Below are 18,927 nucleotides of genomic sequence, written 5' to 3' on the forward strand. Positions count from 1 at the left end.
TTGGGCGGTGGTTTGTGGCGAAGGAAAGTCGATGACCTTAGTTTCGGCTTCGTACCGGTCGTTTCCAGCTCGATCAATCAAGAGACCGACCCCGCCCACCAGACCGCACCCTTGCATCTGAGTGAATCCAAAGTAGCGATCGTTCCCGGCGACATCTTCCACCACGCCCAGGCCGAACTTTCCGTAGCCCAGACTGTCGGCGTACACATCGTAAATGTCATCGCCATCGGCATCGTACAGATAGCTCGTCCCAAAGGTGGCGGAACCAAACGACGAGCGGGCCGAGCGGTACAGGTCGTTGCCGCGTCGATCAACCAGCACCACCACCCCAAGCACCGCGCAGCCGGGCCCCACCCGGCCCCGTCCCGAAGCCCGCGTTGTGGCCTCGCGCACGGGCTTCCCGGTTAAACCGGCATCGCTCACGTAGGCGTCGCTGCCGTGAGCGTCAATCACAATGGAAAACGGCTGATCGGCTGCGGAGTTTGCGGGCAAATTCAGGTACGTGTCGTTGCCCCCGGTATCGATGATCAAAAAGGTTCGCGGATTGGTGTGGTTGTCGTCTTTGCCCCCACTCAGCACAATTTCGCCCCACGCGGTGCTCATCCGCCATTCGTAGGCCCGGTCGGCAGGGACATTGGCTACCAAATCACTCGCAGCCATAGCTCCGGCCACGGTGTCTTGGCCCATGGCAAACAGGTAACTCATCTGCACCCGTTCCATAAAGGCCATCGCGGTGCGATAACTCAGCGGATCGTCGGTGGCACCGGGGTTGGTTTCGCGGCGATAGGCGGCATCGGGATCAAGCCCAAACAAGGCCGCGGCCCGCATGGGTTCAACCTCGAGCGCGGCTTCTATCACCAGAGCGGCCGCCCGCTGCACATCGACCGGAACCCCGTCGAGCGGGGGAGGTGTGCCGGGAATCAGCCCCCGCCGGGCCATCTTTTGCAAGGCCACGCCCAGGCTGCTGGGCGACTGCGCCGCATCGATGGCGGGCTGAGCCGGGTTCCCAATGAGGTCGCGACGCGGGGCATTTCCGGTCAAACGGGCCACCGAAGACAGCGTCTTCCAGGGTTGCCCGGCATTGAGCGTGATTTCGTTGCGAACAATATCCGCCAAAAACGGCACGCGCCAAGGGTCGCGGATCGCCGCCTCGCTGAACGGAGAGGCGAACGAGCCCTCGCGATACACGTCCATCAGGCCGAGGTCAAACCGGGCGGTCGAACGGTTGAGGCCCGCCACGCCCAGCGAGGCATCCAGCGCGTTGTCTAAACTGGCCGAGTCAGCCTGAGTAAGGCTGAGCGCAGCCATGAGGACGGTTCCGATCATCGTGGGTCTCTGCTGGGCGCTGGTCGCGGGGCCGGTCATTGCGTCCGGGCCCGACCTTACCGCCTCGCCTCCGCCCACCACGTTTACCCGATGGCGCCCGTTGGGCGAGACCGAAGCCGCCGAACGGTACGCCCTTTCGTTCCCGAGCGCCATCAGCACTCCGTTCAGCGAGAACAATTCGGTGCCGTTGGTCATCAGCGTCCCCCGCAACCGCATTGGACGCGCGCCGGTGGTGATCTTGCTGCACTACTGGGGGGCCACCGATTTTCAGCTCGAACAAGATGCGGCCGAGGTCATGGCCGAGCGTGGCATTGCCACCGTGGCGATGGCCTTGCCGTACCACCTGGCCCGAACCCCCGAAGGTCGGCGGAGCGGCGAGCTGGCCGTGGTGCCCGACCCCGATCGATTGGTGCAAACCATGAGCCAGGCCGTCATGGACGTCCGACGCACCGTGGACTGGATCGAGACGCAGCCGACCTTCGATTCCAACGCCATCGGGCTTGCCGGAACCAGCCTGGGCGCCTTGGTGGCTAGCCTCAGCTACGCCGTGGAACCCCGCATCAAGAGCGCCGCCTTTCTGCTGGGCGGAGCCGATCTGGCGAACATTCTTTACACCAGCAGTCGCACCGGGCCCATGCGCGATGTTTTGCGAAGCCAAGGGATCACCGAGGAGGATCTGCGCGAGCACCTGCGAAGCGTTGAGCCCCTGACCTATCTCAAGCCCGAGGATCGGCGGCCCACCTTCGTCATCACGGCCCGGCACGACAACGTGATTCGCGCCGAAGCGTCGCGCCGACTGATGGCGGCCTTGCCCAACCACCAAACCCTCACTCTGGAGACAGGTCACTACGGCGGCTTTTTGGTGCAAAGACCTCTCCTGCGCACCATCGGAACCTTCTTCCAATCCACCCTTCAGGGCAAGGATTTCTCCGCCCCGGGACGCTTCTATTCCCCAACCGTGCGCTTTGCCCTCGATTTGAACGTCGAGCAGGGTCTGAGCGTGGGGGTCGGCATCGATTTGTGGCGCCCCCGCAACAGCGAGGCATTTGGGGCCTTGTTCCTCACGCCACGTGGCTTTCAAGGGTTCACGGGCGTCGAAATGGGAAGAGGCTTTTCCTTGGGGATCACGTGGTTACCGCGCCGCGCAACCCCGGGACTCGTGTGGAGCGTGGTTTTTTGAGTTCGATTGTTCGAGACGGAGGCATTGGAGAACGGGAAGACCTGCCCTTTGCCGGGCGCGAAAATCTGCTGGCCACTTACTGCAGCCTCGCCCAGGGCAACGAACTGACGTCGCTGGTCACCAGTGATGGCTACACCACGGCGCAAGGGCCGCTTCACCTGAGCTTTTGTAACTTCGCGGCGGGGTTTGAAGAAACCTCTGGTCACCTGGGGCGCATGATCGCCCTGGCCGAACGCGCCCGTCGCCAGTCAGGTTTGTGGGTGTTTGTCACCGACGCGGATCGACCCCCCGAAATTGAAGCCGATCTGCTCGCCCAGGGCTTTGTCCGGCGACATCGCCAATCACAAATGGTGGCCACCGCGCCCGCAATGCGGCCCCCGGTGCCCTTGATGGCGGCCGAAACCCTTGAGCTCCGGCAAGACACGGCCCGGTTTATGGCCGATCAGTTCTTTTTGAGAACCGGCCCTCTGGGCCGCCAAGATATCGCTTCGGCCACCGCCCGCAGCGACCGCGCCCTGTGGCGATGCGAAGGGCCAGGCGGCTTGCTGATGGGAGCCGTGATGGTGAGCGAGAGCGCCTCGGCCGTGGGCCTGTACAACCTGTGCGTGGCCCCCGATCGCCGGGGTCGCGGATTGGGCGCGAGCCTCGTGGCCGCCGTGCAAGAGTTTGCCGCCGCGCAGGGCAAGCCCCTGGTGTTGCAGTGCGATCCGCCAATGGAAGCCTGGTACGCGCGACTGGGATTCGCCGCCTTTGGTCAGGTGACGGCTTACACCTATCGAACGGGACTGTAACGACTCTTCGGCCCGGAGACCCTTTTTTGTCAGACCCTTCCTTGGGTAGTGTCGGCCAGCGAACGCTGGGGGCCGTATGTACGCTAACGGTTGCTCGTGACCGCGCGTACGGCACTCCAAGAGATTCGCCCCGCGATCATCGCCCTCGATGTCTATGACTTCTCCTGCTATGACCCAAACCGCCGTTCAGGCCCCCACCGACTTTGCCCGCAACATGGGCGAAATGGCTTGGCGCACCGTCAAGAAGTTCCCGCAGCGCGTCTCGCACATGGTGCCGCACAAGGGTGAGTACCGGAACGTGACGTTCACTGAGTTTTGGGAGCAGGTGTTCACCTACGCCAAGGCGTTGCACTCGTTTGGCCTGCGCCGGGGCGACCGCGTTGTGATTTTGGGCGAAACCTGCTTTGAGTGGGCCGTCACCGACTGGGCCGCGCAAACTCTGGGCCTGGTCTCGGTGCCGATCTACCCCACGCTGCCGCCCGACCAGTCGCAATACATTTTGGAAGACTGCGGAGCCAAGGTGGCCGTGTGCTTGGATGCCAAAATGGCCAGCAAGCTCACCGGAGTCCCCACCCCCTTGCTGCGTCCCGCGGCGGGCGAGGAGGGTCTGACCGATCACGCCGGAAAGAGCGACCTGACGCGCGAAGCCTGGGAAGCCCAAATCAGCGACGGTTCGCCCGAGGATCTGGCCACCTTCATCTACACCAGCGGCACCACGGGTCAACCCAAGGGCGCCATGCTGACCCACGGCAACTTTACGAAGCTGGCGGAGGTTGTGCGGCAGGATCTGGATGTGAGCGAGAACGATGTGTTCTTCAGCTTTTTGCCCCTCTCCCACGTGTTTGAGCGGTTTGCCGGTCACGCGCTGACCATGTCGCTGGGCGCAACCGTCGCCTACGCCGGATCGCTTGTGAGCCTGGCCAGCGATGTGGCCAAAGCTCGACCCACCGTGATTGTGGGGGTGCCTCGGTTCCTGGAAAACATGCGCGGCCGCATCGTGGAAAACGTGCGCAAGCAAGGTGGAATCAAGGAGAAGCTGTTTGATGCCGCGCTCGCCCAAGGCCTGAAGAAGTATCGCGGCGAGGCGGCCCCGTTCTACGGGCTGCTGGACAAACTGGTCGGATCGAAGATTCGCGAGCGCCTGGGTGGTCGCGTCCGGTTCATTGCCAGCGGTGGTGCGGCCCTGGCCCCTCACGTCAGTGAGTTCTATATCGCCTTTGGCCTGAACGTGCTGCAAGGCTACGGACTGACCGAGACCACCGCCGCCAGCAACATCAACCGACCGGGACAAAACGATCCCGAAACCGTCGGGCCTCCGTTCCGGGGCATCGAGCAGATGATTGCCCCCGACGGTGAGATTCTGATTCGCGGTTTCTCGGTGATGAAGGGCTACTACAACCTTCCTGAGGAAACCAAGAACGCCATTGATGCCGACGGCTGGTTCCACACCGGCGACATTGGGGAGTTCAAGAACGGCAAGCTCAAGATCACCGACCGCAAGAAGGATTTGCTGGTGCTGGGCAACGGCAAAAACGTGGCCCCGCAACCGGTCGAAAACCGCCTGAAGGAGAGCGAGTTCATCCAAGAAGCGGTTTTGCTCGGCGACGGCATGGAGTATTGCTGCGCCCTCGTCGTCCCCGATTTTGAACGACTGAAGGGCTGGCTGAGTGCTCAGGGCATTACCGAAACCGACAGCGAAAAGGTGATTCAGCTCGACGTGGTGAAGGCCCAGATCAAGTCGGAGATCGACAAGATCAACAAGCAGCTGGCAGACTTTGAAAAGGTCAAGAAGCACGTGCTGGTGGGCCGAGCGTTCTCGATTGATGGCGGAGAACTCACGCCTTCGCTCAAGGTGCGCCGCAAGGTCGTGAAGGAAAAGTACGCCGACGAAATCAAGTCGATGCAGCGGGTGTAACGCCCGGGGATTCTAGAGCGACCCCGGTTTGGCTAAATGGTCAAGCCGGGGTTTTCTATTCTTGAATCCGCACTCGATACGCCCCACCGCGACCCACCGAAACCGTGGGCACCCGGCGCGTTGATTCAAACGCCAAAAACCCCGGACGCAGCTCGCGCCAAAACGCAATGAGATCCGGGCGTGAGCGGTAGTCGCGCTGCAGCCGAGCCCAATTGGCATCCGTCATGCGGTTGGGAAAGATGTGGACGGGAATCCGGCGCCCGCCGGCGTGCCAGGTGTCGTGAGTCATCACGTAAATCACCTCAATCACGGGGTCGGTCATGGCCAAGCATCCAATCGAAACATCATCGCCGTGGATAAAGATATCCCCGCCCGGTCGGGCCCGATCGCTCCGCAGGCGGTCGCTCGCGTTGGGGTAATTGATCCCTATCGACAGCAAAAACCGACTGCGAGGATTGAGCCGATCGACGGTGTAAAACCCCTCGGGAACCTGCTTATCGCCCTCCTTGCGCTTGGGGCCCAAAACCCCGCTTTGCCCGGCCACCCGGTACGCCACAACGCGGCGATACGGGTCGCGGCCGTTGGATCCCCAGATTTCGAGGGTGCGCTCTTCTTTAAAGGCGCGGAAGAACAAGCGGGGAATGGGATAAGGCAGATTCGCCGCACGAGCCAGGCGTTTCACCTCGGTATCCACCCGAGTGCGGGCGGCCGCCACCCGATCTTGCGCGGGCACCGATCCCGCGAGCCCCAAGCCGATGGCGAACGCAAACCAAACTCGCTTCACGACGGCAACCCCTCGGGCATTCCGTCCACCGGCCCCGATTCGTACATCATGACCTCAAGATCGTAGTAGCGGCGCGTTAATCCGACGCGCGTCATGCCGATCTTCTCCATGACCCGCAGGCTCGCCCCGTTCTCGGGATAGGCCACCGCCACCACCCGGCCAAAGCGGGTCAAGCCTTCCCGCAAGAGCATCTCGGCCATCTCCGTCCCCAAGCCCTGATTCCAGTAGGCTCGGTTGATGTGCCACCCAATTTCCACCTGCGGCTCGCCCTCTTCGCCCTGACTGTAGGGGATGCGCTTGAGCAATGCGGTGCCCATAGGCCGGCCGGTTTCGCGCAGAACTGCGGCCAAAACAAACCCTCCGTAGGCTTCGTGCGCATCGTAGACCGCTGACTTATCTTCACGATGCACCTCCACCGAGGCGCTCACGTTGCCCGGGCCAATGTAGCGCATGGTCTCCGGATCGCCGTACATGGCAAAGAGATCCTCCGCATCGGCGGGCGTCCAACGACGGAAAGTTAACCTTTTGGTTTCCAATGCGCTCATGAGCAGACTCCCTGCAATGATGACCAGTTTACGATGCCAGGGTGAACGATTGGTGCGGCTGGCCGTCTTCACGGGCATGAATCCGCGCGCGCTGATCCCCGCCTTGACCCTGGCCGGGCTGTTTCTGCTGGCCGTTGGAGCCGGGGCAGCCAAATGGCAACAACGCGATGAACGAGAACTTGAACACGATGGCCGCACCCGAACCTATGTAGTTCGGCGACCGGCCAACGCTTCGGCGCAGGCCAAGCTTCCGGTGATCATTGCCCTGCACGGGGGCGGCGGAAATGCTGCGAACGTCGAGCGGATGTCGGGCCTGACCCCCTTTGCCCACGCCAAAGGTGTGATGGTGGTGTATCCCAATGGCACCAGTGGCGGTGGATCCAACATGCTGACTTGGAACGCCGGTCGCTGCTGCGCCTACGCCATGCGAAACAATGTGGACGACGTCGGCTTTCTGAGCAAAATGATTGACCAATTGGTGAAAAACGAAGGTGCAGATCCCAAGCGCATCTATGTCACCGGAATGAGCAATGGCGGCATGATGACCCACCGACTGGCCGTAGAAATCGGGGAGAAGCTGGCCGGGATCGCTCCCATTGCCGGGGCCCTGAACTCTCCCCTGCAAGCCGGCAGCCCCGTGCCCATCATCATGATTCACGGCACGGCCGACGAACACGTGCTGCTGGCCGGCGGTCAACCCAAGCAGACCCTAGCCGGGCCGCGGATCGACCGCTCCATGCAAGACGGAATCGACTTCTGGCGCGAGCGAAATCAGGCCTCCGATGAGCCGACATCAAAAACGGAGGGCCGGCTCACCTTAACGACCTACCCGGGCAAGAACCCCGTCGCCACCGCCATCATCGAGGGCGAGGGCCACACCTGGCCCGGGGGCCGCGCCGGAAGCCCGCGCGGTGACCGTCCGGGACAGGACGTTAATGCCAACGAGCTGATGTGGGCTTTCTTCTCGGGGCTTACCCCACGGTAAATCACTCTTTCTCAATCGTAAAGGTGTCAAAGAGACGACCCTCGATATCAAAAGCGCGGAACGAAAGGCGGCCACCCAGTAGCGTGATCACCGTGTAATGGTGGCCGTGGCGAACCGTGTGGCTCCATGCGGGTCGGGTGGGGCCATGGGTTTCTAACCCACCTCCCCCGCCGCCGCACACAATATAAATGGGCCCGCGCTCTCGCGCTCGACCTTGCACCATGGGCCAGGTTCGTTCATACGAGTGGATGTGTCCGGTAAACACAATATCGACGTTGTGTTTTTCGTACAGGGCCGTCAGCGCCCGCATCCGCACGTCCCCGCGCACGCTTTGTCCTTTCCATAGGTTGCCGTAGTCGTCTTCATCGCTGCTGTACGGGGGATGGTGATGGGTGACAAACTTCCAGCGGGCGGTTGAACTGGCCAGCGCCGCATCTAGCCACTGGTACTGCTCGCTGCCAGGAGCTACGTTACGATTGCTATCGATCACAAAGAACTCGGCATCGCCATAGACAAACCGGTAGTAGTACTCCGGGGTTGGCAGGGCCATGTAGTCGTAGTACAGCCGGGCATCGCCTTCGTGGTTGCCCAGCACGGGCAACAAGGGCACTCGGCTCAAGAGCGGGCGCATCGCGGCAAAGAAATCGGTGACCCAATGATTTTTGTTGGCCCCCGTACCCACCAAGTCGCCAGGAATCAAAAAGAAATCTGGCCGCTCGTTCCACATATGCTCGGCGATGCGCTTTGCCACCGGAGGATTGGTCTGGGTATCTCCCACCACGCAAAAGCGAATGGGATTTCCTACTGGCCCGGCCGTGCGAAACGTAAAGAGCTCACTGGTGACTTTTCGGCCCTGATCATCGACCGATTCCACCCGGTAAACGTAGTGCCCTTCGGGTTGAAGATCCTTCAAGTCGACACGGTGGATCCGACCAGGCTCGCCGGTCACGGGCTTCATCGCGTTTTCCCCGGGGCCAACGTACACCACTGAAGTCGAAGTCCGCGTGGTCTCCCACATCACGGTCATCGTGGTCTGGGTGGGGAACTGCAAGTACGGCTGCACCACAAACTCCATGGTCTGCGGTTCTTCGATCAAGGGGGCGGCGGCGGCCCAGTCCTTATGATGCTCGAATAGGTGGGTGATCGCGGGAGCCGTCGCGGCCAGATCATAAACCGCGACTCTGACCAGGCGGCCCTCGTGCAAATTGTTCTCGTCCCGGTCATGGTAGCGCCCAAGCGAAAACGGCGCCTCAGCCGGATAAAGAATGTCGCCCTTTTGCTCCTGGCTCCTGGCCTCCAGCCTACCGTTGACGTAAATGCGCATCTCTTCCCCGTCATAGGTGCCCACAACGTGAAAAATGCGTCCGGCCTCATAGGGGGTGCGGGCCGCAAGATAGGTCATCTTTCCGTTTCCGTCGTCGGCCCCTTTGCTCGCAAGTCCAAACGTAAACGTGCGGTCGTTATAGCCTAAAATCCAGCCGGTTTCCGCGTCACCGTTGTCTTGAAAGTAGCCCGCGATACCGCCATAACCGTGCGGAGTATTGACCGCGACCCAGGCCTCGACGGTCAAATGCCGAGCCGGAAGCATCGGCCGAGCCGCCGCGCCATCCACCGCCAGGATGTCGGTTTTCCCGTTGAGCAGCAGGCTCTGGCCCGTCACATCCCTTGAACTTTGAGGAGAGCCCGCGATGCGAGCGGAGGGCCCGAGTCGGGCTTCAAGGATGCCATTTTTGATATACCGGGGATGGAAATCCCAGGCGAGCACTGGATCGGGGCCATCGTGAGCCATGGCCGCCAGACACAAGAAGAGCGCAAAAAGAAACGCGAACCCGCGCATGGCGCAAGGTTCGCATGGGGAGGTCAAGAAATGGTTAAGGGAACAGTTCAATCCGCCCCCTCTCGACTCGCGGCGGCGTCAGGACGGATCCACCCACAGAACGCGGCGGGCCGAATGCGTGCGTCCGAACATGTCGGTGGCGCGCACCTCAAGTCGGTGACCGCCCTCCGGCAAGCCTGCCGCCACCGAACCCTGCCACATGTGGAAGTTATCGTAGAGACCAGGGAGCGCACGCCCCGTCGCCGGAATCTTTTTCGATGTTTCGAGATCCTTCAGTCGTTGGTAGAAGGGATCCTTCCCCGGAGGGAGGGCCCGCATCGCCTGCCAGGCCCCATCGTTCAGACGCATTTCTAGCCGACAGAACTGCGTCCCAAAAAAGAAGTTGGCGGTGACGTTCAATCGTTCATTCGACTTGATGCGGTGAGGCGCATCAATATTGATCTGGTAGTCGGCGGGTCGCCGGGTGGCTTTGAACTGCAAGTCGTAGCCACGAGCGTTGAAGTTCCCAAGGATGTACCCACGCGGGCCCCCGTCTCTCATCATGCTGTGCGGGATTCCCACTTCATCCAGCTCACCACTCCACCAGCTGCCGCACACCGTCGCGGCGACCAAGTGGTGGTGCGGTTTAGCCCCGGTCCAGCCCTCTTCTTTCCCAAAAAAGATATGCCGATTGACGTGCCAGTGGGCGGCGATCGAAAACGTGTTTGGACGATTGGAAAGCAACGCAAAAAATTGAGCCCGCTCCTTGAGTTCGATGATCGGGATGTGCTGCATGATCACGGTCATGCGATCCCGAGGAATCTCTTGAAGCAGGTTCCGGAGCCATGTGAACTGCACCTCGTTCAGGCCGCTTCCGTAGCCCTTGCCTTGGCCCCGGTAGTCCACGTTCTCCAGAACAATGAACCAAACGTTGCCATATTCAAAGGCGTAGTAAGGGGGCCCGACCAAGCGGCGCCAACTCGCGGTGGAATCTTTATCGTCGGGCACATCGAAGTCGATGTCGTGATTGCCCACCACGTAGTGCCAGGGAACCCCCATGGTGCTCTTGGCCTGCATTAACGGGGGAAGCAAGCTGAGGTTATCGCCGACCACATCGCCCAAAGAGACACCAAACGCAAGATCATTCCGACCGGCGACTTCCGCAATCGCATCCTGGGCCGTAAATTGCACCTGATCCAGGTTGTAAGGCTGGGTATCGCCAAAGAAGGCCACCCGAAACTGTCGGGGCTCCTTTTTGTGCATAAAACCAAAGTCGATTCGATTGGGTAAAGGCCCCGTGGCCGGGAGTCCACCGTAACGAAGCGCGGCGGTTCCGGCTGGCCGATGCACATAAAAAAACCCGGTCGGCTTTCGGTTCGCATCGAGCCGATAGGCAAAATCGGTGGGTTTGACGGCAAAAAGCACGTTGTCATCCCCGACCGGAAGGCGCCAAACTCCGGCCCGATCCGTGCGCGTGAGTTCGCGCCCGTTGCTGACCAAGATTCCCCGCAGCCCGGGCTCGCCAGCATCGCGCTGCCCGTTTTGGTTGCGGTCTTCATAAACGGTTCCTGTGGCCTGTCCGGCGGATTGCGCGGCGGCAACGGATGCAAAAGCGGCGACCAAAAGGGCCGCAAGCGACATCTTCATCGCCACGAGATTTACCGGGCCGATGTTAAGAGAACCATCACCTTGCCAACGTCCTACCCCCGTGCAACGTCGAAGCCGGATTGACGTAAGGTGAGGCGTCATGTTCAAAAAGCTTGCCGCCGAAGCCCTCGGCCTCTCTGACATCGGCGTGATTGTCAACCGCGCCGACTACGATAAGGTGGACGCCGACGACTACCTGTTCCACGAAGATGGCGAGCAGATCGTCTTCCTCATCAAGAGCAAAAAGGACGAGTACTGCTTTACCAACCTGGCCCTCATCCACGTAGATGGGGACTCGGCCGTGAGCAGCAAGCGCAAAATTGTCCGGTACGAATACGCTCGGCACCGCATTGGTTACGTGGGCATCGAAACCGCGGGAACCATGGATATGGACATCGAACTGAAGTTCAGCATCGGCGATCAACACTTCAGCATCGATATCCGCAAAGACTTCATCGAGGCGCTCAAGGACATTTACAAGGCCCTCACCCGGATCTCTTCACTTCAGCACCAAGATGAGGTCGCGCGGCATAACGCCATGCAAACCTTAGGCGCGGTGAGCAATATGTTTCGGGCCAGCCAAAACCCGACTCCGGAACAGGTCAATGCGACCTTCGATGCCGTCCTGAGCAATCTGAATGAGACCGTGCTGGTGCGGCACACTCGGCGCGACTTTGCCGATGTGTTTGAGCGATACATTCGCGGCTGACGTAAGCGAAACGTGCGGGCTCTTCCTGAGCGGATGGGCCCGCTTTATTGTCACCGCCCTCTCCGCCCCGTATTTTAACGAGCTTGACAGCCTCACCTGCAAATACCCGAATTGGGACAGGGTTTACGATGAACGAAGGCTTGTCCGGTGACCCCCGCCGCGGAACCCCCGACGCAAGGGCCAAGGTCGTATCTTCCGGGTGGCGAACCGTCCTTTTTTTGAAAATTGGGACAGGATTTTCTTTGCAAAATGGGACACGGAGAGCGTCCTGACCTCTTGCGATGGATGAGTGGGCCCGGGCCATCATTCCTCGGCTCGACCGGCTCACGGTCGGCCAAATCGAGAGGAATCACATGACTCACACTCGCATCTTTGCCCTGGCCTGCGCGGCCCTTGCGACCGCTCCCCTTTACGCGGCGAGCTTTTCTTACAACCTTGGTACCGTTAGTCTTTCCGATACCACGTTGAACTTCCCGGTGAACACCGCCGGAGCCACGGGTCGTGCCCGGGCCTTTACCATCAACGGCATTTTTGCCGCCGGAACCGGATTCCCGTGGAGCAGTGACCTTCAGGTCGGGCTGCTGGGGGTGACCAACCAGGGCAACGGTACCGCTCTGCGCGCCATGGGCGGCAACAACACCTCTAACGGGTTCACATTCACGGGATCCAGCCCCACTTGGAACAACAACTTGGGCGGTACCGGCGACCAGCACCCGCGCGGGTTCTTGGCAAACCAAGCCAGTTCTGACCTGGGAGGCAGCATCACCATGCAAATGCGTCTGGGGGTGAGCGGCCGCACCGCCAGCCTCTTTAATGCGCGCGTGACCTTCCTCACCGATGTTGTGGCGCCGACGGCCATCGACCTGACCAACCTGAGCCCGGTGATGACCAGCCGCGCCAACAGCCTCACCACCACGACCAGCGGAAACTTCCGGTATCAGGCCGTGACCTTCACCGCCCAAGAGACCGGGGTGCACGCGATTGGCCTGTACAACAATGGCGTCAGTACCCACTTGATGGGTTACAACGGGGCGTTCAGCGCCAGCAACCCCTTGACCAACTTGATCGGGGTCGACCATGTCGGTGACCTGACCGAGTTCCGGTCTTCAAACATGTTCCTCAATCTCACGGCGGGCCAAACCTACACCTTTGTCGCCACGACAACGAACTCGGACGAGTTCCTGAGCGGAGGATCGCTGGTCATCGCCGGGCCGGAAGCGATTCCTGAGCCGGCCACGATGTCGGTGCTGGCCGCCGCGGGAGTGGCCATGGCTCGACGCCGACGCGCAAAGAAATCCTAACCAATTGGTGATATTGCGGCCCCGGATCCTCTCCCCCGGGGCCGACTTTTTACGGTTACGCCTTGCGCTTGCGGCGAGCCACAACCAGAGCCGCCAGCCCCATGCCCACCATGGTCATCGGCTCGGGCACCGCGGCCAAATATCCAGGACTCACGGAACCAAGGCTCACCGATTGCTGAAGCACCCAGTTATTGCCACTCAGAGCGAACCGGTTCAGTGAGTTGTTGGCGGTTCCGGTGCTGCCGACCCACATTTCGCTGCCATCGGGGCTGAACGTGACCCCCAGGGCACCGGTCACGTTGCCAATGACCGTCGCCGAGATGGGCTGGAACGAGGCATTCAAATCAACTCGGTAGATGTTTCCGGTCGCATTGGCGGCGGTGTACAGGGCGTTGCCCCGAAACGCCATCTGGTGAAAGAAGGAGTTCCCAATGTTAAACGCGGTGCCTGTCCCCAGAGAGTTTGCGCCCACGGATCGCACAATCATCCCACCCGATCCGGTTTCGATCATCGTGTTGCCATCGGGCGAAATCCAAACGTCGCGCACCTGACCCGAGCCAACGCCGCCGATATCGGTGTAGCCGCCCAGGCCGTCGGGACGAAAACGCCGCGTTCCGGTCGATACGGTGGTCACAAACAGGTCACCGTTGGGAGCGAACGCAAAGCCGTGAAATCCCGAGATGGGGGCCGTCACCAAGGCCGCACCGCCTGAGAGGCTCGCCGGGCCAATCCCAAAGCGCTGGATGCTACTGACTCCGGTGTTGTTGCCGTGACGATTGCTGACGTAAAGATCTCCGCCGCTCACCACCACACCCACCGGATCCGACAGGCTCGAATTTGGCAATGTCCCGACCAAGGTGGCCGTTCCCGCCGTCACTTGATAGCGCTGGAGTCCGCCGTAGGAGGCCGTGTTGCCCCCCAAAAATCCTCCCGGCGTCTCGGCCATAAACAGATCGTAAGTCTGGGCACCGGCCAGGCCAGCGCACGCAAGGGCTCCTAGGGCAAACATACCTCGCGAAATGAATTTCATGATCCTCGTTCCTGGTTGAAAAACATGCGTCGCAAGGGGCGACGCAATGCCTCAGATGCCCAGTGTATGGTTCCGAGTCGGGCTCAACAAGGAGAATCGCGAAAAATCACGTTCTTTCACGATGAGTTCGGGGGGTCGCAACGTGAAGCAGGCGACCCCCCGAGCCCGGGCTAGCCGTACATTTCCCGGTCGTAGTCTTCAATCATACGGACGGTGGAAAACGCCCACAGACTCGATTCGATCGACCGGCGCATCACGGGGAGCCAGTCGCGCTTGTCCGGGCTAAAGAAGCGCGGGACGATCTCCTGCTCCAGAATTTCGTAAAGCGCCAACGCATCGGCTTTGTCCTGCGCCTTTTCGTCGGCCAGAGTTTTGCGCCCGCCGATGGCAAATCCGTTGGGGTTCTTACCGCCTTCGTGGGCTTCATCCCACCAACCATCCAGCACACTGGCGTTGGGGATGCCGTTGGCGGCGGCCTTCATGCCGCTGGTTCCGCTGGCTTCCAGGGGACGGCGGGGATTGTTGAGCCACACATCGACCCCCTGCACCAGATGTCGACCGACCTCCATATCGTACTCCTCCAAAAAGAACACCTTGCCCCGAAACTTGGGCGACATCGCCTTTTGGTAGACCTGCGCAATGAGGGCCTGACCGGCGCGGTCGGCAGGGTGCGCCTTCCCGGCAAAAATCAGACGCACGGGTCGACCCTTGCCATTGAGCAGCTTGGCCAGCCGACGCTCGTCGCTAAAAATGAGGTGGGCGCGCTTGTACGTCGCAAAGCGGCGCGCAAATCCCAAAATCAGCGCGTCTTCTTCCAGCGATTCCAGCCAGGTTTTCAGTTCGGCGGGCCCCTCGCCGTGGCGAGCGTGCTGGGCAAACATGCGCTGCCGGGCAAAGGCAATCAGTCGCCGCTTTTGCGCGATGTGGGCATTCCAAAGGGCTTCATCGGTGACTTGACCGAGGCCGGCGAAGTCGTCGCGAGTTTTGCCCGCCGTGCGGGGCATGGCCGTGGCCGGGTGAAGGGTAAATCCTCCCGCCGCAAAAGCCTCCGCCATTTCGGGCCCCAGCCAAGTGGGCAGGTGGACACCATTGGTGACCGCCCCTACTTCAAACCCGGCGATCTTTCGCCAGGTTTTATCGGCGGTTTTGCCGTGCAACAGACTCACGCCGTTCACGGCGCGGCTGTGCCGAATGGCGAACCCGGTCATGTCAAAAATGGATGCATCCTTCTCGCTGTCCAGGCCGCGCTTTTGCAGCTCATTGATCGTCAAGGGGCCCCCAGCCAGGGTCGGGGCGAGCACTTCCGCGGCGTGATCCGCGCCAAATCGCTCGTTCCCGGCCGGAACGGGCGTGTGAATCGTGAGAATGGAGCTGGCCTTTACCTGGGCGGTCGCCTCCTCAAGACTCGTCCCGGCCGAGGTGAGAGCCCGCAGGCGCTCGACCAACAGCAAGGCCGAGTGGCCTTCATTCATATGCCAAACCCGGGGCTCAATCCCGAGGGCGGCCAAAGCCTTGGCCCCGCCAATCCCCAATACGGCTTCTTGATGCAAACGCATGTCACGGCCGCTGGTGTAGAGCTGACTCGTGATCTTGCGATCCTCGGCTGAATTCACCAAAAGGTCAGTATCCAGCAAAATCAAAGGAACCCGGCCCACGTCGGCCCGCCACACCGCCGCAACCACGTCTCGACCGGGCAGGCTGATGGTGACGTTGAGATCGGCCCCACCCGCATCCACGACCCGGCGCATGGGCAGCAGTTCGGGGTTGAGCACGGGCGGCATGTGTTCCTGACGCCCGGTGGAATCCACCATTTGGCGGAAAAATCCGCCCCGGTAGAACAAACCAACCGCGACCAGAGGCAAGTTTTGGTCGCTCGCTTCCTTGAGGTGGTCACCCGCCAGAATGCCGAGTCCGCCCGAATAGAGCGAGAAGGTCTCGTGCAGGCCAAACTCCGCGCAGAAGTAGGCGGCCGGATCGCCCGATTTGGTCGCGGCCAGATAAGCGTCCAAATCCGCCGCCGCCGCCTCCACGGCCTTCACGTACTCCTTGTCCTTGGCCAGGGCGGCCACATCAGCGTGAACCAAGCGCATCACCGGCCCGCCGTCGCCCCCCATCCGGGTAAAGAGTTGGTAAGTAGGGGCATGCCACGCCCAGCGCAGGTTAAGCGCCAAATCGGCCAGTCGGGCCAGGGGCTTGGGCAGGTCAAACGAGCGCGCAGCGACGGGAACTCGGTTTAGCATGGGGGCACCTTGTGAATACGTATTCTAGATTACCCCGCCGCAGGATCGCACCGGGGGGATCAATCCACCTGAACGTACAAGAAGACGGCGGGAAGATCTTCCTCCGCCATGCTCTCCGCCGGGTGGTGCCAATGCTCCACCGTCCGATCAAAGGTCGCCGCCGAGCCTTGTCGCAGCACAAACGATTCCGTCCCAATGTGAAATTGAACGTCTCCCTTCACGGCGTAGACAAGGGCCTCCCCCGAAGCCTGCCGCGACCGACCACTCTGACCAAACACCTCAAACAGCGCGGCCCGAAGCTGACCATGGGTGCGGTCACACCCAAGGATCATCAAAAACTGGTCGGCAAAGCCATGTCGCCCCATGGCGCGACGCTGATCGGCCAACTCAATTCCCCGGGGACGAGTCACTCGGCTCGGGCCATCAAGATCGTTCACCCGCGTGCAGAGCCACTGCTCTCCTTCTGAACGGTGAAGCGCATAGTGCACCCCTTCCTCGCGGTTGGGAATCGCCTCGGGATCCAAGAACAAAACCCCGTAGCCCGCGCAAATTTTGACCAGCGTTTGTTTCCGCAGCCGCTCGCCCCGCTCCAGCCGGAGCAGCGTGTTTTTGTTGACCCCCACGCGCAAGGCGGCCTCTCTCAGCGTCAAGCCCGCCCGCTCGCGGACGCGCCGCATGCGTTGCCCGTAGTTTCCCCAGGGGTCGGACTGTCCCTCGAGGCTGGCAGGTTTTTCGCTCATAAGCTCGTCGACCCTTATGCAGACAGATTACCCCGGTTGTCCTAAGTTTGAATAATAATCGCAGATCGGTTTGTTAAGACTCGCTGTATAAATGGTTGTCCGCCGCGCAAGCGGAGGAACAATTCTCGCCCCGCGTGGGGTGAGGTTTGCGAGGTGTGCAAGTTATGAACCAGAGGAAATTGTGGTTGGTTGCGTTGTCGTGTATTGCGGGTTCGGCGGTGGCCAATCCCTATACCATTGAACTTTTGGGCGGAGTCTCCACGCCTGGATTCCCCGATGTAGGTGCGGTGTATGGCCAAGGAATCAACGCCTCGGGGCAGGTCGTTGGCCAGTCCATTGCGTTTGACGCGGACGGCGAGTTCTCTCAGGGCCGAGCCGTGTCTTGGCAAGGCGGAACGGCCACCAACCTGGGAGCATTGGCGCCCGAGGAAGACAGCAACGCGTTGGGAATCAATGATGCCGGTCAGGCCGTCGGCTGGTCGGGATCGCAGGCGGCACTCTTTGCGGGCGGAACGGTGACGGGCCTTGGGCTTCTGTCGGGCGGCACCAACTCTCTGGCGTTTGCCATCAACAACAGCGGCCTCATTGTCGGCCAGGCCGATGACGCCAACGGCAACTTTCTCGCCGTCACTTTTGCCAACGGATCGGCCAGCGTCGTCCCGATTGCCGGGGCGCAATACTCCTTGGCTCAGGCCGTCAGCAACAGCGGACACATTGCGGGCGAATGGTAGGTCAGCAGCGCCGGATCTAACCCGCGCGCCTTCGTCTCGCTCAACGGCAACGTCACCACCTTTGGCGTGCTGCCGGGCGGAAACCGCTCCACTGCAACCGGCGTGAATAACGCGGGGGTCATTGTGGGCTACGGCAGCGCAACCGGTGGAGAGCGCGGATTTTTCTCCAATGGAACCGACCTTGTGAGCATCGGGGTGCTCAATGGATTCACGTCATCTCGCGCGTTTGCCATCAACAACGCGGGCGTGGTCGTGGGATCCGTTTCCGCCCCCGGGCAGCAACGAGCGGTGATTTTTTCCAACGGTCAATTGCAGAATCTCAACAGTCTGCTGTCTCCCGGCAGCGGGAACTGGACTTTGCTCTACGCGACCGGCATCAACGATGCCGGACAGATCTCCGGCGTGGGCCGATTGAACGGCGAGCTGGTCGGCTTCCGCATGACCCCCGTGCCCGAGCCCTTCACCATGACGGTGCTGGCGGCCGGTCTGGCCGGTTTGGCGGCGCGACGCCGTCGCGCACGCTAAATCAGGCAAGAAAAAATCCCCTCTCGGCACGGGAGAGGGGATCTTTTTTTGTGAACGAGCGGGTTTGCATCCACCCACTCAAAACAGCGTTACGCCGTCCACACAAACGGATCGGCATCGGTGAGCACCGTACCGTGCGTTTCGATGGCGCGCAGCATGTATTCAGGCAGCGTAAACATCGCCTGGTGGAAGCGGGGGACGTAGTACCGATTCTCCGTCACGCCGCGAGCCGCCAACCGCTTGGCAATCTCGTCGGGCGTGAGCTCCAACGGATCGTGCGACTTGCTCGCCAGAATGAATCCCCACGGCATTTGGAACGTGGTCACCAAGCCGTAGTAGCCGCGCACGTACTTGAATTCGCTCACCGATTCCAGCGTCTTGTGCACCGCCGAGAACAGATACGGATACGTCTCGTTGCACGCGCCCGACTGAAGCACAAACACCCCGTCGTCGCTGAGCGCTTCGGCGATGTGGCGGAAATACTCTTGCGTGTAAAGGTAAGTGCTCGGACTGCCGGGGTGAGGCCCGGGCAGGTCGCTCAAAATCACGTCGTAGCCGTAACCCTTGTGATCTTCCACCCACTTACGAGCGTCTTGGTGAACCAGAGTCGTGCGGGGGTCATCAAACGCGCCGCGGTGCCACTCGGGCATGTGCACCTTCAC

The 18,927-nt window shown here is 61.2% G+C and carries 17 protein-coding genes; 8 read left to right on the top strand and 9 right to left on the bottom strand.

Annotated features, from left to right (window positions below; translation table 11 throughout):
- Positions 1-1,326: hypothetical protein (locus ACLNEE_RS15540; protein ID WP_412007311.1), on the bottom strand; the 1,326-nt coding region annotated here is incomplete at its 3' end.
- Between the two features lie 100 nt (positions 1,327-1,426).
- On the opposite strand from ACLNEE_RS15540, the gene ACLNEE_RS15545 reads away from it, so the two are divergent.
- From ACLNEE_RS15545 to ACLNEE_RS15555, 3 genes are all read left to right on the top strand, one after another.
- On the top strand, positions 1,427-2,506 hold the full coding sequence (locus ACLNEE_RS15545) for an alpha/beta hydrolase (RefSeq protein WP_412007312.1): 1,080 nt from the start codon (positions 1,427-1,429) through the stop codon (positions 2,504-2,506).
- Positions 2,503-3,297, top strand: coding sequence for a GNAT family N-acetyltransferase (locus ACLNEE_RS15550; protein WP_412007313.1), 795 nt, complete (start codon positions 2,503-2,505; stop codon positions 3,295-3,297). The genes ACLNEE_RS15545 and ACLNEE_RS15550 overlap by 4 nt, the downstream gene beginning before the upstream one ends.
- 169 nt (positions 3,298-3,466) lie before the next feature.
- On the top strand, positions 3,467-5,212 hold the full coding sequence (locus ACLNEE_RS15555) for an AMP-dependent synthetase/ligase (protein WP_412007314.1): 1,746 nt from the start codon (positions 3,467-3,469) through the stop codon (positions 5,210-5,212).
- 55 nt (positions 5,213-5,267) lie between these two features.
- Here ACLNEE_RS15555 and ACLNEE_RS15560 read toward each other — a convergent pair whose 3' ends face one another.
- Both ACLNEE_RS15560 and ACLNEE_RS15565 read right to left on the bottom strand, forming a co-directional pair.
- Positions 5,268-5,906, bottom strand: coding sequence for a L,D-transpeptidase family protein (locus tag ACLNEE_RS15560; RefSeq protein WP_412007315.1), 639 nt, complete (start codon positions 5,904-5,906; stop codon positions 5,268-5,270).
- Between the two features lie 86 nt (positions 5,907-5,992).
- Positions 5,993-6,613, bottom strand: coding sequence for a GNAT family N-acetyltransferase (locus ACLNEE_RS15565; protein WP_412007316.1), 621 nt, complete (start codon positions 6,611-6,613; stop codon positions 5,993-5,995).
- On the opposite strand from ACLNEE_RS15565, the gene ACLNEE_RS15570 reads away from it, so the two are divergent.
- The gene (locus ACLNEE_RS15570) at positions 6,594-7,526 is read left to right on the top strand and encodes a CE1 family esterase (protein ID WP_412007317.1); all 933 of its coding nucleotides are present in this window, start codon (positions 6,594-6,596) and stop codon (positions 7,524-7,526) included. The two genes, ACLNEE_RS15565 and ACLNEE_RS15570, sit on opposite strands and share 20 nt — an antisense overlap.
- A gap of 1 nt (position 7,527) precedes the next feature.
- Here ACLNEE_RS15570 and ACLNEE_RS15575 read toward each other — a convergent pair whose 3' ends face one another.
- Both ACLNEE_RS15575 and ACLNEE_RS15580 read right to left on the bottom strand, forming a co-directional pair.
- A complete protein-coding gene (locus tag ACLNEE_RS15575) occupies positions 7,528-9,363 on the bottom strand; it encodes a metallophosphoesterase (protein WP_412007318.1) in 1,836 nt (611 codons plus the stop codon).
- Between the two features lie 78 nt (positions 9,364-9,441).
- Positions 9,442-10,989 carry a calcineurin-like phosphoesterase C-terminal domain-containing protein gene (locus tag ACLNEE_RS15580; RefSeq protein WP_412007319.1) on the bottom strand — a complete coding sequence of 516 codons (1,548 nt, stop codon included), beginning with the start codon at positions 10,987-10,989 and terminating at the stop codon, positions 9,442-9,444.
- A gap of 100 nt (positions 10,990-11,089) precedes the next feature.
- Between ACLNEE_RS15580 and ACLNEE_RS15585 the strand changes: the two genes are divergently transcribed.
- Both ACLNEE_RS15585 and ACLNEE_RS15590 read left to right on the top strand, forming a co-directional pair.
- Complete coding sequence (locus tag ACLNEE_RS15585) at positions 11,090-11,698, top strand: PH domain-containing protein (RefSeq protein WP_412007320.1); 609 nt, start codon at positions 11,090-11,092, stop codon at positions 11,696-11,698.
- 281 nt (positions 11,699-11,979) lie between these two features.
- Positions 11,980-12,999 (top strand): PEP-CTERM sorting domain-containing protein, encoded by a 1,020-nt coding sequence (locus tag ACLNEE_RS15590; RefSeq protein ID WP_412007321.1) that lies wholly within the window; start codon positions 11,980-11,982, stop codon positions 12,997-12,999.
- Positions 13,000-13,054: 55 nt separating this feature from the next.
- Here ACLNEE_RS15590 and ACLNEE_RS15595 read toward each other — a convergent pair whose 3' ends face one another.
- The 3 genes from ACLNEE_RS15595 to ACLNEE_RS15605 all read right to left on the bottom strand — a co-directional run bounded on the left by ACLNEE_RS15595 (position 13,055) and on the right by ACLNEE_RS15605 (position 17,009).
- Entirely contained in the window at positions 13,055-14,029 is a 975-nt protein-coding gene (locus ACLNEE_RS15595) for a PEP-CTERM sorting domain-containing protein (protein ID WP_412007322.1), read from the bottom strand.
- A gap of 170 nt (positions 14,030-14,199) precedes the next feature.
- Positions 14,200-16,269, bottom strand: coding sequence for an alpha-glucan family phosphorylase (gene glgP / locus ACLNEE_RS15600; RefSeq protein ID WP_412007323.1), 2,070 nt, complete (start codon positions 16,267-16,269; stop codon positions 14,200-14,202).
- A 59-nt stretch (positions 16,270-16,328) separates the two neighbouring features.
- A complete protein-coding gene (locus ACLNEE_RS15605; RefSeq protein ID WP_412007324.1) occupies positions 16,329-17,009 on the bottom strand; it encodes a helix-turn-helix domain-containing protein in 681 nt (226 codons plus the stop codon).
- 218 nt (positions 17,010-17,227) lie between these two features.
- Here ACLNEE_RS15605 and ACLNEE_RS15610 point away from each other — a divergent pair, with 218 nt between their 5' ends.
- Positions 17,228-17,740, top strand: coding sequence for a hypothetical protein (locus ACLNEE_RS15610; protein WP_412007325.1), 513 nt, complete (start codon positions 17,228-17,230; stop codon positions 17,738-17,740).
- Between the two features lie 66 nt (positions 17,741-17,806).
- Positions 17,807-18,265, top strand: coding sequence for a PEP-CTERM sorting domain-containing protein (locus ACLNEE_RS15615; protein WP_412007326.1), 459 nt, complete (start codon positions 17,807-17,809; stop codon positions 18,263-18,265).
- Between the two features lie 89 nt (positions 18,266-18,354).
- Here ACLNEE_RS15615 and ACLNEE_RS15620 read toward each other — a convergent pair.
- Positions 18,355-18,927 (bottom strand): spermine/spermidine synthase domain-containing protein (locus ACLNEE_RS15620; RefSeq protein ID WP_459382404.1); only part of this gene is annotated, 573 nt, incomplete at its 5' end.

The organism is Aphanothece stagnina RSMan2012 (assembly GCF_046764815.1).
Classification (GTDB): domain Bacteria; phylum Cyanobacteriota; class Cyanobacteriia; order PCC-6307; family Cyanobiaceae; genus NIES-981.

What these genes read in the sequence shown, in the direction of transcription:
- ACLNEE_RS15555 (WP_412007314.1), top strand. Translation starts at nt 3,467, where the DNA reads ATGACCCAAACCGCCGTTCAGGCCCCCACCGACTTTGCCCGCAACATG.
- ACLNEE_RS15575 (WP_412007318.1), bottom strand. Translation starts at nt 9,363, where the DNA reads ATGCGCGGGTTCGCGTTTCTTTTTGCGCTCTTCTTGTGTCTGGCGGCC.
- ACLNEE_RS15580 (WP_412007319.1), bottom strand. Translation starts at nt 10,989, where the DNA reads ATGAAGATGTCGCTTGCGGCCCTTTTGGTCGCCGCTTTTGCATCCGTT.
- ACLNEE_RS15585 (WP_412007320.1), top strand. Translation starts at nt 11,090, where the DNA reads ATGTTCAAAAAGCTTGCCGCCGAAGCCCTCGGCCTCTCTGACATCGGC.
- ACLNEE_RS15590 (WP_412007321.1), top strand. Translation starts at nt 11,980, where the DNA reads ATGGATGAGTGGGCCCGGGCCATCATTCCTCGGCTCGACCGGCTCACG.
- ACLNEE_RS15595 (WP_412007322.1), bottom strand. Translation starts at nt 14,029, where the DNA reads ATGAAATTCATTTCGCGAGGTATGTTTGCCCTAGGAGCCCTTGCGTGC.
- glgP (WP_412007323.1), bottom strand. Translation starts at nt 16,269, where the DNA reads ATGCTAAACCGAGTTCCCGTCGCTGCGCGCTCGTTTGACCTGCCCAAG.
- ACLNEE_RS15605 (WP_412007324.1), bottom strand. Translation starts at nt 17,009, where the DNA reads ATGAGCGAAAAACCTGCCAGCCTCGAGGGACAGTCCGACCCCTGGGGA.